We start from the raw sequence: 17163 nt of genomic DNA on the forward strand, positions 1-17163 counted from the left end.
TTTTTCCCTGTCTTTGACTATTGTTGTGTCTTTCAGCGTTTACCGATATTCGCTGACGCCTGATATGTGATCGCATACTGCATCAGCCATAGCAGACGCGGCTTGACTGCTTTCCCTGAACCAAAGTTCAGGTTCTATCATTTCCAACTCACTCAAACACAATTTATTGTTGTTATCCCACATGACATCGACACGTGCATACACGGGTAACTCATCGCATTGAGCTATGACATTCTCAACAAATTCCCTTTCTTCTTGAGATGCTTGATAAGGATGCACAGTCCCACCGAAATCATCCTGTACTCTAAAGTCACCTGACTTTGCTTTTTTTAATATGGAATGGCTATACTTGCCACCAAATACCATAAAAGATACTTCTCCTTTATTTACAATCTGCTCTTGAAACTCCTGCAATAACATTGATTCATTGCCAATCAATGATTCAAATATTTTTTGATATTGGCCTGCGGAATCCTGATCAAACAAATAAGTATGGCGTGCACCACCCGCTATGACAGGCTTTAATATCGCTTTATTCCATCCTGATTCCTTCATTAACTGGCTTAAGATACTTAACTTCCCCTTTTTTAAAAATAAAGTAGGAGGGATATTAATTCCTTTTTGCTGCATATCACTTAAATAATGTTTATCGATATTCCATTGAATAATAGAAATCGGATTTATAAATTTAATTCTTTTTGAGCAACTTCTTAGCCAGAGATGAAACTCGTCATACCGATGAAAATAATCCCAAGTGGCACGAAATAAAGCATATCGAGTCTGCGACCAATTATATTGTCTATTGTCCCAATGAGTTCGTGTAACTTTTAATCCTTTTTGCTCCAGAGCTTCAGTTAATAGTCGATCTTCAGTGAGCACATTTTGAATATAGGGAGTAGTATCAGCCGGATCTATAAATTCTTTCTGTGTCAATAAAACAATATCACACTGGTTAAGAGTCATAATGAAACAATTCGTATCAAATGATACAAGAATACTTATCTTTTTAAACTAAATCTATATATCCTTATTGCAAATCAACCGACTAATTCGATCAAATTAACAATCGTTGCATTTTGGAGGCTCTTTGTTTAATCTCTGGCATTATGTTTACCAAAAATAACTTATTTAAGGACATGATGAATGTTTAAAAACGCTATAGTAAGGACACCATCTTCTACAATGATCAATGGCCTAACTACATCAACTGAGTTGGGGAAACCTAATTATGAACTGGCATTAATACAACACCAGAATTACACCAATGCACTATCAAAATGCGGCCTTGAAGTGACTGTACTTCCAGCTCTTGAACAATTCCCTGATGCCTGTTTTGTAGAAGACGTGTCCCTGTTAACTGAACAATTTGCTGTCTTGACAAGCCCTGGGGCAGAGTCCAGACGAGATGAAGTTCAGGAAATTGAGCCAAGCATTCAAGCATTCTTTAAAGACAGGACTTTTAGAATAGCCCCCCCAGGAAGACTTGAGGCCGGAGATGTACTTAGAATAGACAATCACTTTTTTATCGGTCTCTCGGAAAGAACTAATAAAGAGGGAGCTGAGCAGTTAACTTGTTTGCTTAACCAGCATGGCTATACAGCTTCTGTGATTCAGCTAAAAAAATTTCTACATCTTAAAACTGGGGTGAGTCACCTTAATAATGATTATGTTTTAGTTAGTGGGGAACTAATTAATCATCAAGCATTTAATCATTTAAAACAAATAGTAGTTAGCCCTGAAGAATCCTATGCGGCCAATTGTATTATGATTAATGAGACTGTGTTATTACCCAAAGGGTATCCTAAAATAACCCATCGTTTGTCTGAATTGGGATTTTCAATTATTGAATTGGATGTGAGTGAATTTAGAAAGGTAGATGGTGGTTTAAGCTGCTTGTCTTTGAGATTTTAATGAAAAGACGCTTATCTGTTTTAAGCCTTACCTTAATCACTGTTTGTTCAGTTGATAGTATTAGAAACCTGCCAGCAGCCGCTTTAGCCGGGAACCAACTGTTCTCTTACTTTGCATTAGCCTTAATCTTCTTTCTTCTTCCCTGTGCTATTGTTGCTGTTTGGTTCTCCAGGCAATCAGAACAAGGTGTGTATGGGTGGGTAAAACAGGGATTAGGAAATCATTGGGCATTCATAGCCATTTGGTTTCAATGTATTCAAAATATTTTAATTTATCCTACCTTGTTGAGTTTTATTGCAGGTACCCTGCTCTACACCATCTCACCTGATTTAGTTCAAAACAAAAGTTTACTTTTTTTAATTATTATTTTCTTGATTTGGAGTTTAACCTGGATTAATTTAAAAGGGATTCATCTCTCAAGTCGTTTTAACTCCTATTGCTCTATAACGGGATTAATTTTACCTTTTATTATTATCCTGTTAATGGGATTATACTGGTGGATTACCCAAATCAAACCAGATACCACCGTTCTGCCGCAAGCCGAATCGTATTCCTGGACTTCTCTTACTGCGATTATTCTGTCATTTTGCGGTATTGAATTAGCCGCAGTTCATGCACGGGAAAGTGAACAAGGCGCTTTCCCTAAAGCCATTGCAATTTCAGTTATTATCATCTTTCTGACGATGTTATTTGGTTCGATCGTATTGGCTATGATCATTCCCCCCAGGCAATTAAGTTTTATCAGCAGCATTCCCCAGCTCATACAATTATTTTTTAATAAAATGGGCTATGGATATTTTGCTTTTATTATTAATGGGTTGATTGCAATAGGCTGTATAGGTGCTGCCAATAACTGGCTCATTGCCCCTATAAAAGGATTGGAGTTTGCAATAAAAGAAGGATTTTTAAATAAACAACTCAATCAAGTGAACAAAAATAACGCACCTGTCAGACTATTAGTCTCACAAGCCATCTGTGTATCCATTATTAGCGCTTTATTTCTTATTGTACCATCGATCAATGCATCTTATTGGATCATGTTGAATGCAGCCACACAAATTAATTTATTAATGTATCTCTTGCTCTTTATCAGCGCTATCAAAATAGTGTCCTCAAAATCCGTTATGAGTAAGTTAAATATAATCATTTCTGCTTACCTCGGATTGGCAGGTAGTGGTGTTGCCTTGATTGTAAGCCTGACCCCACCACCATCACTCGCCATTAGCTCCAAAATAATTTATGCACTGTTTGGAGGAGTTTTCCTGATCGTAATGACTTTAATTCCCCTTTGGTCAAAATCTAAAGTCCTTACATGAAAAGTAACAACCAATCCTGATTTGCAAACTCAAACACAAGTTTCATACTCTCAGCTATAATTGAGATATTAATCATTAGTTATTGTAAAATCAGGTGAAATTTAGCAGGAATTCAGTACTCATCGGAGATGATGATGAAATTGACAAGGAATATGATTGCTCAGGCTGTTCAGGCTAAAATAATTACAGAGGAACAGGCCAATAACCTCATTGAATTCATAAAAAACCTTCCCGAACAAACTCCAGGATTTAACTTAACCAATGTCCTTTATTATTTTGGCGGACTTATAGCGATTGGCGCAATGACTTTGTTTATGAATCTTGGATGGGAACTGTTTGGAGGTTGGGGTATTTTCTATTTGTCAGTTTGTTATGCCATACTCGGACTAGGTCTTTGCAGTCAATTCAGTCAGAAAGGATATATCATTCCTGCTGGCATTTGCGCTACTTTTGTCATTTGCCTTACTCCTTTGGCAATCTATGGCTTACAAAAAGGAATGGGCTGGTGGCCAGATGACACTGTTTATCATGACTATCATGTTTATATCAAATGGCATTGGATCTTCATGGAGTTGGGTACATTGATGGTTGGCATTATCTTGGCCTGGATATATCGGTACCCTTTTATGATTATGCCAATTGCAGTCACACTTTGGTATATGTCCATGGATATAGCAGCCATGATAGGGAACGGTCAATTTGATTTTGAGCTAAGGGCAATGGTTTCGATGTACTTTGGCTTAATTACCGTATTGATTGCCTTTTGGGTGGATGTTCGATCCAGTCAATCAGCAGACTATGCTTTTTGGCTGTATATATTCGGTGTGATGGCATTTTGGTTCGGTTTAAGTTGCCAATCCTCTGACAGTGAAATATCCAAATTTATCTACATGTGCATTAACCTGTTTATGATTCTGATAGGAGTCATTTTAAACAGAAAAGTATTCGTTATTTTTGGTGCATTAGGATGTTCTTATTATCTAGGGCATCTGGCATTCCAGGTGTTTAAATTCAGTATGCTTTTCCCAGTTGCTTTAACTGCTATAGGTTTCGGCATCATTTATTTAGGGATAATCTGGCAAAAAAATGAAGCCAAACTAACCAAAGAACTCCGTTCTATACTTCCCAAACCATTAAGAGATTTATTGGAAACAAGAGACAACATGGATTAAGGAAATATATTTTTAACGAAGATATTAGGATTTTTCGGAAGTATTGAATCAGATAAATTTGCAGGTAACTCTTTACTTTCAGGTACCCGAAGTAGAAGATAGATGAGTTCATCATTATTTTCTTTCAAAAGGACTTGAGGAGTAATTATGTTAACTTTATCACTCGCCAAATGTATCAATGCAACAAAGAACGGAGCATTCACCGTCAAAGATTTGGATTTATCAGCCCCTCTCTCTTACGAAGACGTATTATTTTTAGCTGAATATCTAAAAGTCACGCCAGTAACAGATCTTGACTTATCAATGACCATCACCAGGGAAAATTCAAAAGCGCTAGGGGAGTTAAGCCAGGTCATTGCTAAAAATTCACTGCTACAAAAACTGACATTTGAAGCGACACTCAATTTCGATTTCTATTTTAAACACAACCTGCCAATTGGTTGGTTAGATTTTATAGATGATTATCGGTTAAAAAAAATAGTGACTCCTGTCTATGAAGCATTGGTTGACATGCTAAAAAACAAACCTGCTCTAAACATGTTAACTGTAGACTTTTTAGCTATGGAAACTCCTATTGATAATAAGCATATCAACCGTTTAGCACGAGCTATCAATAAAATCCCGCTTCAGTATTTGAATTTGGGCCTTTCAGTGGCCAAAGAAGCACATATACCACTACTTAAGACAAAAGAACCGAATCAATCTCTCGAGTTTCTAATCCTTCGTGGTTTTAATTCAGGTAGAAGTGTATTGAAATATTTACCTCAAACATCAGTCTTAAAAATGTTAGCAATTGATGACATGCAATTTGAAACACATGATTTGAAGCTGTTGGATGCTATTATGAAATCCAATGCGTCACTGGATACCTTAATCCTTGGTAAAACTAATCTTGGACAAATCAATTCACCAGACGCTCTTACCTGGCTCAGAGCATGCCTCAATTTAAATAGTCTTATACTCATTGACAATAATCTAAGCCGGCTTAATGTGGATAGTTTATGCGAATTTTTGGCGAATAATCCCCAAACTTTGAAAAAACTGGATTTGTCCAAGAATGCCTATATGGGCGACGATGCGATAAAGCTTGCCAAAGCTTTAACTATCAATACTCATATTGAGACATTAGTACTCGATGATAACTATATTGAAAATGAGGGGTTACAGGCTATCATCAAGCTGGTAAAAACTAATAAAAATATAACGTCTCTATCCATTTCAAACACCTGTCGATATACCCCATCTAATGAAATAATCGACAGTCTATGTGATTTATTGCGTGATCCAGAATGTCAATTGAAAGAACTTAAATTTAACCAGGATATTACCTTGGCACAGTACCTCATGCTGCAATATGCTCTGGATTCTAACAAGACACTACAATTCGTTGATTTCAAGTTTCGAAATCAGAATATTCTTGAGGCAATTCTTGGAAAGAATAATTCCAGTGATCTGAATGAAAAGGAGTTTTCAACTGACAACACCAAAAAAGAAGTATCCCCTAATACTTTAAATACAGATCCTACAAGCAAAAGTGCTCCATTATTTTTTATTTCCTCAAAGAGTCGACTCGAAGAGAATGAAAATGAACTTCCTTCTTTACCGAGTCAGAGTGCTCATCTCCATTAGGGTCAAAACGCATTACGCTCAATTGTAATTTCACATCGACAATATCCAGTTGGTGCTGCGCAATATGCGCGGCCCAACCCACCTGTCTATATTCGAATAAATACATTCCGTTTATATAAAACCAAAACAACCAGAAAATTTAGGGAAAGAAAACAGATAGAATAGAGCAATGCCGCATTGTGATTACTGAATCCCCCAAAAAAATAATCCTTGATATAGGATATCAATGCCATTTTAGAGCCATTACTTGTTGCTATTTTAAAAGCATATTGTAGTTTTAAAAGAATGACATGGAAGACAAAAGCAAATAATGCATTCATACCAAATATTTTAAAAAAGACTGACCATTTTTTAATATCTAATCCATCAATCAGCAAATAGCACGAAGCAAAGACGAGTAGAGCAAGACCACTGGTCCAGAGTACATAGGAACTCGTCCATAAATTTTTATTGATAGGAAAACTCATATTCCACAACCAACCCAATAACAAAAATAGCAAGCCAGCTGCTCCCAATAGATAAAATTTCTTGAATTGACTGAATGGACTGATTAGTAAACTACCAGCCAGCACGCCTGATAAAGTAGTAGCTATTGATGTAAAAGTGCTTAAAAAACCCTCAGGATCATACGTTTTTTCATATAAATGGGACCCTGAAAAAAATAACTGGTCAATGTATGAAACCCAACTACCATCTTTGGTTAATTGATTAGCCCCATATCCTGGAACAGGTACCAGAGTCATGATAATCCAATAACCTAATAAAAGAACAAGGAAAATAAAAAATTGAGTTTTAATTGAAGTATTCAGATAAATGAAAGCGGAAATTAAATAACAAACAGCAATTCGCTGCAGAATCCCATATATCCTTATGCTATCAAATTCAATAGGATGGGGAAAAACATTCAAAAATAATCCTAAAAGAAACAAAACAACACTTCTCTCTATGATGGCAGAATATAATGATGTTTTTTCTTTTCGTTCCATTTGGTTTTTCAGGCTTATAACACTCGTTAAGCCGACGATAAACAAGAAAAATGGGAAAACCAAATCCGCCAAAGTACAACCATTCCAGTCCACATGCTCAAAAATCGGATAGGGATCAATAGCTGCCTGACCATTAACGAAAATCATCAATACAATGGTCATTCCACGAAATACATCAAGAGATAAAAGACGTTGAGGTTTTAAGGGAACAGTATTCATGGGCTATTTAAAAGTTGATTTATAACAATGACCTTATTATCTTACCATGAGTGTCTGATTCTAATAACAAAACTAAAAATTAAATTTCTAAAATCTATATGAAAATTTCTTTTAACCTTGTATGTTAGACAAGATTGACTTAACTTGAAGTTAAACTAATGTTTGGTAAAAAAGAACGTACATTATTATTTGCGAATAATTTGTGGTACTTATCAGAAGGAATGTTGGGCCCTCTTTTTGGTATTTTTTGTGAAAGATTCAACTCGTCTCCCTTAGACATATCCTGGGTATGGTCTTTGTATTTAATTTCTGTAGGAATTGTGGTGATTGGTTTAGGCTATATCTCTGATTTTATTTATAAAGAGAAGTTATTGATTACAGGTTATGCACTCCAAACCATTTTTACCTTTTGCTACATATTTGTAACAAGCAAAAAGCAACTGGCATTATTGCAAATTGGCCTAGGAATATCGGGTGGACTCTCTACTACAACCTGGTATGCCCTGTATGCCCGCTATGAAGATAAAACGCATGAAGGACTCACCTGGGGTTTGGCAAATGGGTTATCAAGTATTTACACTGGTATCGCCTTGTTATGTGGCGGCCTAATTATTGCCAATACATCATTTGATGTTTTGTTTATCATCATGGGTTGTATTCAATTGCTGGCTACCATTTATGTTAGCAAACTCATATTTATCGAACACCCCAAAATTATCCGGCGTTTTAGAAATCCTGATTTGGCTAAAAATTAATTTTAAAATCTGAAAACCATATTAAAATCTCAATTAACCTGAACTTTTTTTAATTTAGGTTGACGCTAAATTCATCAAGAAATACTGGAATCAAAATGACTTGTCTGTTAATGTCCGCTTTTATTCAAGCCATTACGTATTAAGTTATTATAAGGATATGATTATGTTTGAGTCTTTTCGAAAATGTTTGTCTGCCATTTCAATGAGAGCGCCTTACTCCTCTTCAACCGGACATCGCAACGCACAACGCACTAATGCTGCATCTGAAGTATTGGGGACAACACTTGAAACATTTGATCCTGCTGCATCAATTCCTACAAAACTCGCTCAAACTTTAATTTCAATTTATTCTCTATTCAGATTTGATACCCATGTTTCTGAAAAACTGATTCATCTTTTGCAAGGTAGCATAGCCGCAACACAAATGGGTCTTGGTATTGCTTTGCTTTTTACTGGAACAGAGTGTGAGGAATATACCGATGCCGATCTATGCAAGGCAATATTTTTATTACAATTACTATACCGGGGAACCTTACTAGTTGGCTGGGCTCCCAGCGAATTTTCCAAAGATCCTTACGTTGAACCTAAAGTGGCATCACACGACAAGGCTGATGCTGATATTGACGCTGATACTGAATCTGAAGAAGAGAATGAAGAGGAACAGCCAAGAAACTCAGTTTCAGTTTAATTTTTATATCCCTTGTTCCGATTAGAACAAGGGATATCTTATTTATCATCAAACTCATATCAACTAACCAACTGAATAGTAATTTCCCGCGCATCAGATAAACCTCGGTCATCTACCACCCTTACCACATATTTACCAGGTTTCGCCTGCCAGAGATAAGGTTGATCTGATTTTGTTTCAGCTACAAAACTTTCATTGATAAACCAGTATAAATGTGCAATTCCAGCATCTGTCACTGCGGTTAATGGGATTATTTTGTTTGATTGAGTATTAGCATGGACAATATAACTTACCCCTGTTTGGGGGGAAGTAATTTGGGGACTGAGGCCGCCATTTCCCGACAAAGCGCAATCTGGTTCAAAAAATGGGGGGATATGTCTTTGGATTCCTGCTTTTCTAAATATTTTTAATAGATCAGAAGGCCAAAATTCATACACTTCAAAACGAGTATTTTCATCGATATGGCAAGTACGAAGTCCTGTTTTACTGTTAATTGCCACCTCTCTAAAAATAGTATCCGTTTTAATGGGTGATTTACCTGGAATAAACCAGGTCCATTCTGTATCAGTACAATATCGGCCAGGCAGCATGCCTGATGCCTTACATACTTCTATTTTTTCCAAATGCATGTGTTCAGGATATTTTTCAACTCGAGCTATTGGGCCTCTTTCATGTTTTATTGCGTCAATCAACTCAAAAAACAACGGCGCAGCAATTTCTTTACCTATAAAAGCTGGATTTGCCTGATTATCAAAATTTCCTATCCAAACTGCCAATACATAAGGTCCAAAAACTCCAACTGTCCAGGCATCTCTATATCCTGAGGAAGTTCCTGTTTTCCAGGCAATTGGTAATTGAGAACTGCCATTATTATTCGCCTCTTTCATTGGAGTATTTTTTAACATATCAAAAATTAAGAAACTTGTCTCGGCACTAAGCAAGCGATGACCTTCTTTTCTGGGCGCTGCTTTTAATGAATTGACTGGATACCAAACCCCATCATTAATCAGCATGGCATATAAACCAACCAACTCTTTCATAGTGAGTTCAACACCACCCAAATTAAGAGACAAACCATAATAGGATTCGGAACGCAACTGAGTTACACGCGCCTGTTCCAATAACTTATGTAGTGTTGGATTAGTTAATTGATTGGAGAGATCAATAGCCGGGATATTACGACTAAGTACCAGCGCGTCTTTTGCTTTGATGGGTCCCATAAAGTCATAATCAAAGTTTTCAGGATTATAACCATTAAAACTCTGGGGTACATCCTTTAAAACCGTATTGGGGTGAATTAAACCTTGATCGAGTGCTAATCCATAAATAAATGGCTTTAATGTAGAACCAGGTGATCTTTTGGTTTCTGTGCCATTGATCTGCCCGCCTATGTTGTTATTAAAAAAATCAGCAGACCCCATCAACGCCTTAATACTCATAGTACGACTATCGACAAGTAATACCGCCGCGTTGTGAACACCAAACATTTTTTTTCTTGCCAAATAATGTCTTGTAATTCGCTCCACAACTAATTGAAGCCTGTAATCCAACGTTGTTGAAATACTTTGTGATAAACCAGGATTTTCTTTCAGTACCATGTTTACAAAATGAGGAGCAAGGAAAGGCAGGTTTTGATTAGTTTGCATGACTAAAGGCAGACCAAACAGAGATTGCTTCTCCTTATCTTCTGGATGCTGCTTCAACCATCTGGCAAATAAACGATTTCTTATTTTCTTTAATTCACTGTTTTTTGATGTTCTTTTTACCGGATTTTGCGGGATAATGCTTAAAGTTAATGCCTCTGGTAAACCAAGCTTTCTAACAGGCTTATTAAAATAAATTAAGCTCGCAGCCCCTGCTCCTTCTATATTCCCACCATAGGGCGCCAAATTGAAATAAGCCTCAAGAATTTTATCTTTATCATAATGACGCTCTATTTGTAATGCTCTGATAATTTGCCATAATTTACCGGAAATTTTCTTGGAGTTAATTCCAAAACGAATTCGCGCTACCTGCATTGTTATTGTTGAAGCGCCGATTCTGCGAGACTTGACCACATAAGTTTGCCAAATGGCTTTCATCATGGAAAAAAGGTTTACTCCTTTATGCCAGCGAAAATACTGATCTTCCTGTAAAAGGGTAGCTTCAATTAACTCCTTGGGTATTTGAGATAACGGAACGTACAGCCTGTATTTATCATCTTCACTTAAAATTAATCGTAATAATTGTTGATTTTCATCATAAACCGCTTTAGAAAAATTGAATTCTTCCAATAAAGAAGGTTTGGGAGAAAAAAATAATAATAAAAACCCACTGACAAATAGCGCGGCCAGGATTATGCTAAGATATTTTATTGCTTTTCTCATTGCCCACAGCAGGGATGATATAAAGGTTAAATTATATTCAAATTAATATTTAAATGCATTAGAATTGGCAAAGGATAGACTAATAATTATAAATTAAATAATTTATTGCGGGGGGTGTATGCTTTACCGCACCCTCATTACAGATCTTAAAAATTAACTTAGACCAACCAGGACCCCATATCACTATGAACAAAAACCCATTCTCCTTAATTATGAATGTATTGTGTTCAATATTTTCAACTCTATTCGGTCAAATAAAATGGAGTAGTCCGAGCTGGTTAGTTTATTTAAAACATAAATCAAAAAATTCCCCCCAAATATTCTGGGGAACAACTCTATTGTTTATCGTGTTATTAGGCGCAGGAGCTTATGGTGCTTATTGGTATAATAATTTGCCAAAACCAATTTATATTACCGCTTCCATCACAATACCAGATATCACACCTAATGAGGAAAACCTTGTTCCAAATAATCTCATTATTGATTTTGGCATTAGAAATAATGAATTTATCCCACAATCAGTTGCCCCCATTAATTTAATTGGTAAAGAAATTGATGAAGGGATAGAAATGAACCCGCAAATTGCTGGCAAATGGAGTTGGAATAGCGATAGTCAATTAATTTTTATTCCCGCTGAAGATTGGCCTGCGGGACAAAAATATACTATTCGTTTTGCAAAAAATTTCTTTGCACCCAATGCTAATATTGAAAGTTATGATTTATCCTTTACAACAAAACCCTTTCAGGCCTCAATCAGCGAGTTCAAATTTTACCAGGATCCTGTCAATGCAGAAACAAGGCACGCTGTAGCAACCATAGAGTTCAACTATCCTGTAAACCCCAAGAGCCTTGAAAAAAATACTTCTGTTGTATTCCAAACCATTAAAAATGGAAAAGCGGATCTCACAGCGGAATCTGTTTCTTTTTCTTATACTTATGATAATAATAAGCGAACTGCCTATCTTCATTCAGCAAATATCAAAATAGAAGATGTATCGCGTTATTTACTTTTAACTTTGAATAAAAATGTCAGTTCTTCAAATGATTCAGCAATTCTTGGACAGGCAATCAGCAAAAATTTGCTGATACCCGATGCAAGTAACTTTCTAAAAGTAGTTTCAACATCAGCTAATATAGTCCGTAATGATAAAGACAGGCCCGAGCAGGTACTTAGTATTGAAACCAGTCTTGGTGTTGATGAAAATGAATTTAATAAATCCATACACGTCTATTTGCTGCCTCAAAACTATCCTGCCACTGCCGCGGAACCAGAAAAATCTAATTACGAATGGCGAAATCCGGGTGAAGTAACGAATAATATTCTGTCTCTGTCGACTCCATTACCTAAAGAGGTGATTCCTTCTGAGCAAAATTACACTACTTTACATAGCTTCAAATTTAAAGCGCAAACTCCCCGATACCTTTACATCAAGATTGATAAAGGAATGAAAGGTTTTGGTGGTTTTAAATTAAGTAATGATTACGCTGCTATTGTGCCTGTACCAGAATACCCAAAAGAAATCAGTTTCTTGCATAAAGGCTCTCTATTGGCACTGAGTGGTGAGAAAAAACTATCAGTCCTCATACGAGGAGTACCCGCAGTTAAGTATGAATTTGCTCGTGTATTACCTGATAATGTCAATCAACTGGTTACTCAAACACAAGGCGATTTCAGCAACCCTTATTTTATTAATCCCTCCTTTAATCAACAAAACATCAGTCAAATTTTCTCGGAAATCCAACAGTACGACTCCAGCGATTTAACCAGACAGCAATATACATCCCTTGATCTGGGTAAATATTTAGCATCCGAAGCCAATGCCTCAGGACCACAAGGATTGTTCTTATTACAGGCAACAGGTTGGGATGTAACCAATCAATACGCTCTGGATGTTAAGACCAGTCGTCTGATATTGATTACTGATCTGGGGATGTTGGTAAAAGACAATAATGATGGGAGTCATGATGTATTTATTAACTCCATTACACAAGGACTCCCGGTTGCAGGGGCAACAGTTACCATTTTAGGTAAAAATGGCTTGCCTATTTTATCTCGTATTACTGATGAACAAGGACGGGCAAATTTTCCTACTTTGAAAGATTTTATTGAAGACAGAGAACCAACTGTGTATTTGGCAAACCTGAATAATGATGTGTCTTTTATTCCATTCAATAATTACAACAGACAATTGAATTTTTCAAAATTTGATATTGGAGGAATCTATACCAATGATCAGGATTTGCAGAACTTAACGGCTTATTTATTTTCTGATAGAGGAATATATAGGCCTGGAGACACAGTACATGTTGGAATGATTGTAAAACGAGCCTTTGCAGAACCACAACCTTCTGGTTTGCCATTACAAGTCACTGTAGTAGATGCGAGGGGAACCACTATCAAAGACCAAAAAGTGACATTAAATGACACTGGCTACATGGAGCTTGATTTTACTACCACTGCCAATTCTCCCACTGGTCAGTATATGGTTTATTTATACCTGGTAAAAGATAATCATCCGCAAAGTCTTCTCGGCTCAACCAGTGTTCGTATTTCTGAATTCCAACCAGACAGAATGCGCATTACTTCCAGCTTTGAACCTAAACCTTTTGATGGCTGGAGCTCACCCATTGACCTGAAAGCCAAGGTAGATCTTTGGAACTTGTATGGTGCCCCAGCCGCCAATAGAAGGGTAAGCGCCAAAATTCTATTAACACCTCAACGAGTACAATTTGACAACTATCCTGATTATATTTTTGCAGACCCATTATATGATCCGAAAAAACCACCTAAAGTTTTTACAGACAATCTGGCAGAAGCAACAACCAACGAGAATGGACAGACTGAATTTAACCTGAATCTCGAACGTTTTGAAAAAGCAACTTATCAATTAACCTTTTTTGCTGAAGGCTTTGAGGCTGGTAGTGGCAGAAGTGTTACCACACAAACTAAAACGTTAGTCAGCCCTTTACCCTATTTCATTGGCTATAAAGCGGATGGTGATTTGCATTTTATTAAACAGAACAGTGTCAGGAATGTTAACTACATTGCAATTAATCCGCAGTTAGGCAAAGAAGAAGTAAAAGATTTAAAGATACAATTAATTTCCCTGCGCCCTGTCACCACTCTGGTTAAAAAAGCCGACGGCACTTATCAATATCAATCCACAATACAATCTACAGTCATCAGCACTAATCCATTCGAAATTAAAGAATCTGGCATTAACTACACCCTGCCAACGAATACCATTGGAGATTATTCACTCAACGTACTAGATAAGGATGATACTGTTCTTAGCCAGCTGCAATTTAGTGTAGTGGGTACCAGCCAGGCTCCTCTCGCTAAAAATGCGGAATTATCCATCAAGCTCAATAAAGAGGAATATCAAGCCGATGAAGATATAGAAATTCAAATTACTGCTCCTTATACTGGTTCAGGCTTGATCACTATTGAAAGAGATAAAGTCTATGCTGTACATTGGTTTAAAACAGAAGCCCAAAATTCTGTACAAACCATCCGCATCCCTGCTGATTTCCAGGGTAATGGATATGTGAATGTGGCGTTTATTCGTGATTGGGAATCTCCTGAACTCTTCATCAGCCCGTTAAGTTATAGTGTTGCTCCATTTAATGTGAACCATGATAAGCACAATATAAAAATTGGACTAAAAACACCTGAATTAGCACGTCCTGGGGAATCTTTTACGATTGATTACCACACAGACAAACCCGGTAAGATCATCGTATTTGCTGTGGATGAAGGAATATTACAGGTTGCCAATTATGCTACGCCTGATCCACTCAGTTTCTTTTTCCAGAAACGAGCTTTAGAAGTGTTAACCCAACAAACGGTTGATCAAATCTTGCCTAAGTTTATCCAGGATAGAGAAATATCTGCTGTTGGAGGTGATGAAGGTGAAGCAGCTTTAGCCAGTCGTCTCAATCCATTTAAGAGAAAGACTGACCTACCGGTTGTTTACTGGTCCGGTATTCTTGACACCGACAGTACGGACAGGCAATTAACCTACCAAATACCAGATTATTTTAATGGAACCATCCGGGTAATGGCTGTAGCAGTTGCTAATGACTCCGTAGGATCCCGCGAAGTTTCAGCAGAGGTTCGCGGTGATTTTATCATAAGTCCCAATGCGCCTACTTTCGTTGCGCCCGGAGATGAATTTGAAATATCAGCCAGTGTGGCAAATAATATTAAAGATTCAGGAGAACACGCTCAAGTTGAAGTAGAACTTACAGCATCACCAGAGCTTGAGGTAATCGGTAGTGCAAAAGAGTCTCTGGAAATCAGCGAAGGCAATGAGCAAACTGTGTATTTTAAATTGCGCGCCAAATCTCTGTTGGGAGCCGCTAGCATTGCTATCACTGCCAATGCAGGAGATAAATCGAGTAAGATGGATAGCACGCTTAGCGTCAGACCTGCTAATCCGTTCACAACCTATATTAATAGTGGCAAATCGCAAGATTCTCAAAAATCATTAGAAGTTATCCAGGCATTGTATCCGGAGCATCGTAAGGTAGAAGCTACTATATCTACCAGCCCATTAGTTCTAATCTTTGGATTACAAAGATATTTGGATAATTTCCCGTATGGTTGTACAGAGCAATTGACAAGCAAGGCTTTGCCTTGGCTGGTTATGAACAGTTTACCCTGGTTCAATTCGGAAAGTGGCCCAATTCATGAAAAAATTAACACCACAATTCAAATGTTAAGCCAAAGACAAATGTCTAATGGTGGGTTTAGCTATTGGCCTGGTCTAAATGAGAACTCAGGGAACAGTTTTGCATCAGTTTATGCCATGCATTTCCTAACTGAAGCAAGAGCTCAAGGATTCAATGTCCCCGGAGAGATGTTCTATAACGGTATCAATTATCTTAAGGAATTGGCTAGTCGCAATCCCACAGATACAGACACAGCAAGAATTCAAGCCTATGCCATCTATATTTTAACCCGTAATGAATTAGTCACTACAAATTATTTGGCCAATTTACAATTGTATTTACAGCAAGATACTTCAAAAAACTGGCTAAAAGACATCACAGCGGTTTACATTGCAGCCACCTATCAATTATTAAAAAGTTATAATGAAGCAAATCAATTGATTGGCCAATATCAACCACCAGCAAATACAGCATTTACGACTGATTTTTATGATCGCAATATCGCAGATGCGCAATATCTCTATCTTGTTGCAAAACATTTTCCTAACTTACTGCCTCAAGTAAGCGACAATATACTGATGAATTTGGTACAGGCGATAAATAATGATGAAATCAATACAGTCTTATCAGGATTTTCCAGCCTGGCTTTGGGTGCGTACCCCCAAAATGAATCAGAAGATCTATCTGATAAGCTGTCCATGACAGAAATATTAACAAACAATCAGCAGAGAAACATTCCTACTGATCAAAATAATTATCAAAAATTAAATATTGATGAAACAGTCAAAACAATCCGCTTTAATAATCCTGACAAACAGACATTCTTTTATCAGCTTGTTCAATCAGGATTTGATAAAGTAATCCCGACAGAACCTTTAAAACAAGGTATAGAAATTTTCAGAGAATATCGGGATGAGAAAGGTAATGTCATTGATTCAGCCACTTTGGGTGAAGAAATTGAAGTACACCTGCAAATCAGGTCATTAGATAATAATTATCTGAGCAATATTGCCATTGAGGATCTCTTGCCCGGTGGATTTGAGGTCGTTAGAGATTCAGTAAAAACGGATAATATGGATTATGCCGATGTCCGGGAAGACAGAGTGAATTTCTTCGGCTGGGCAGATTTAACTGCAAAAGAGTTAGTTTATAAAATAAAAGCAACTAACGTTGGTAAATACATAGTCCCACCACCCTATGCAGAAGCGATGTATAACCCAAATACGAAGGCAAGAGGTTCCGCATCAGTCATTACAGTGTCCAGAGAAGAAGATTAATTTCTGGCAAGCAAAGTCAGATTTTAATTCTTGACTTTGCTTGCCAAAAAACACCTATTAATTGCCCTCATATTTACTCATGCCGACAACGGTAATGTGAGTTGCTTCAAAATTAAATCCTCTGGATTTCAAGCATGGGATCCACGTTTTGATTTTCCAGCGTTTGGTAT

The 17163-nt window shown here is 37.0% G+C and carries 10 protein-coding genes; 7 read left to right on the forward strand and 3 right to left on the reverse strand.

Features of this window, described 5'->3' with window-relative positions:
• Positions 1–39: 39 nt before the first annotated feature.
• On the reverse strand, positions 40–963 hold the full coding sequence (locus EL201_RS08500; protein WP_027221843.1) for an ATP-grasp domain-containing protein: 924 nt from the start codon (positions 961–963) through the stop codon (positions 40–42).
• A gap of 180 nt (positions 964–1143) precedes the next feature.
• Here EL201_RS08500 and EL201_RS08505 point away from each other — a divergent pair, with 180 nt between their 5' ends.
• From EL201_RS08505 to EL201_RS08520, 4 genes are all read left to right on the forward strand, one after another.
• Complete coding sequence (locus EL201_RS08505; protein ID WP_027221844.1) at positions 1144–1911, forward strand: dimethylarginine dimethylaminohydrolase family protein; 768 nt, start codon at positions 1144–1146, stop codon at positions 1909–1911.
• Positions 1911–3227: an APC family permease gene (locus tag EL201_RS08510; RefSeq protein ID WP_027221845.1), complete on the forward strand. Its 1317-nt coding sequence runs from the start codon at positions 1911–1913 to the stop codon at positions 3225–3227. The genes EL201_RS08505 and EL201_RS08510 overlap by 1 nt, the downstream gene beginning before the upstream one ends.
• Before the next feature lie 134 nt (positions 3228–3361).
• On the forward strand, positions 3362–4399 hold the full coding sequence (locus EL201_RS08515; RefSeq protein ID WP_027221846.1) for a hypothetical protein: 1038 nt from the start codon (positions 3362–3364) through the stop codon (positions 4397–4399).
• A gap of 147 nt (positions 4400–4546) precedes the next feature.
• Positions 4547–6028, forward strand: a complete 1482-nt coding sequence (locus tag EL201_RS08520; RefSeq protein ID WP_027221847.1) for a leucine-rich repeat domain-containing protein — start codon at positions 4547–4549, stop codon at positions 6026–6028.
• Positions 6029–6114: 86 nt separating this feature from the next.
• Here EL201_RS08520 and EL201_RS08525 read toward each other — a convergent pair whose 3' ends face one another.
• The gene (locus EL201_RS08525; RefSeq protein ID WP_027221848.1) at positions 6115–7233 is read right to left on the reverse strand and encodes an acyltransferase family protein; all 1119 of its coding nucleotides are present in this window, start codon (positions 7231–7233) and stop codon (positions 6115–6117) included.
• A gap of 158 nt (positions 7234–7391) precedes the next feature.
• Here EL201_RS08525 and EL201_RS08530 point away from each other — a divergent pair, with 158 nt between their 5' ends.
• Both EL201_RS08530 and EL201_RS08535 read left to right on the forward strand, forming a co-directional pair.
• A complete protein-coding gene (locus EL201_RS08530; protein WP_027221849.1) occupies positions 7392–7988 on the forward strand; it encodes an MFS transporter in 597 nt (198 codons plus the stop codon).
• 163 nt (positions 7989–8151) lie between these two features.
• The gene (locus EL201_RS08535) at positions 8152–8676 is read left to right on the forward strand and encodes a hypothetical protein (RefSeq protein WP_027221850.1); all 525 of its coding nucleotides are present in this window, start codon (positions 8152–8154) and stop codon (positions 8674–8676) included.
• Positions 8677–8735: 59 nt separating this feature from the next.
• Here the strand turns inward: EL201_RS08535 and pbpC are convergent, their stop codons facing one another.
• Positions 8736–11042, reverse strand: a complete 2307-nt coding sequence (pbpC, locus tag EL201_RS08540) for a penicillin-binding protein 1C (protein ID WP_027221851.1) — start codon at positions 11040–11042, stop codon at positions 8736–8738.
• Between the two features lie 185 nt (positions 11043–11227).
• On the opposite strand from pbpC, the gene EL201_RS08545 reads away from it, so the two are divergent.
• Positions 11228–16993, forward strand: a complete 5766-nt coding sequence (locus EL201_RS08545) for an alpha-2-macroglobulin (protein WP_027221852.1) — start codon at positions 11228–11230, stop codon at positions 16991–16993.
• Positions 16994–17163 lie beyond the last annotated feature (170 nt).

Origin of the sequence: Legionella pneumophila subsp. pascullei (assembly GCF_900637585.1) — a bacterium.
Lineage (GTDB): Bacteria > Pseudomonadota > Gammaproteobacteria > Legionellales > Legionellaceae > Legionella > Legionella pascullei.

What these genes read in the sequence shown, in the direction of transcription:
- EL201_RS08500 (WP_027221843.1), bottom strand. Translation starts at nt 963, where the DNA reads ATGACTCTTAACCAGTGTGATATTGTTTTATTGACACAGAAAGAATTT.
- EL201_RS08505 (WP_027221844.1), top strand. Translation starts at nt 1,144, where the DNA reads ATGTTTAAAAACGCTATAGTAAGGACACCATCTTCTACAATGATCAAT.
- EL201_RS08510 (WP_027221845.1), top strand. Translation starts at nt 1,911, where the DNA reads ATGAAAAGACGCTTATCTGTTTTAAGCCTTACCTTAATCACTGTTTGT.
- EL201_RS08515 (WP_027221846.1), top strand. Translation starts at nt 3,362, where the DNA reads ATGAAATTGACAAGGAATATGATTGCTCAGGCTGTTCAGGCTAAAATA.
- EL201_RS08520 (WP_027221847.1), top strand. Translation starts at nt 4,547, where the DNA reads ATGTTAACTTTATCACTCGCCAAATGTATCAATGCAACAAAGAACGGA.
- EL201_RS08525 (WP_027221848.1), bottom strand. Translation starts at nt 7,233, where the DNA reads ATGAATACTGTTCCCTTAAAACCTCAACGTCTTTTATCTCTTGATGTA.
- EL201_RS08530 (WP_027221849.1), top strand. Translation starts at nt 7,392, where the DNA reads ATGTTTGGTAAAAAAGAACGTACATTATTATTTGCGAATAATTTGTGG.
- EL201_RS08535 (WP_027221850.1), top strand. Translation starts at nt 8,152, where the DNA reads ATGTTTGAGTCTTTTCGAAAATGTTTGTCTGCCATTTCAATGAGAGCG.
- pbpC (WP_027221851.1), bottom strand. Translation starts at nt 11,042, where the DNA reads ATGAGAAAAGCAATAAAATATCTTAGCATAATCCTGGCCGCGCTATTT.
- EL201_RS08545 (WP_027221852.1), top strand. Translation starts at nt 11,228, where the DNA reads ATGAACAAAAACCCATTCTCCTTAATTATGAATGTATTGTGTTCAATA.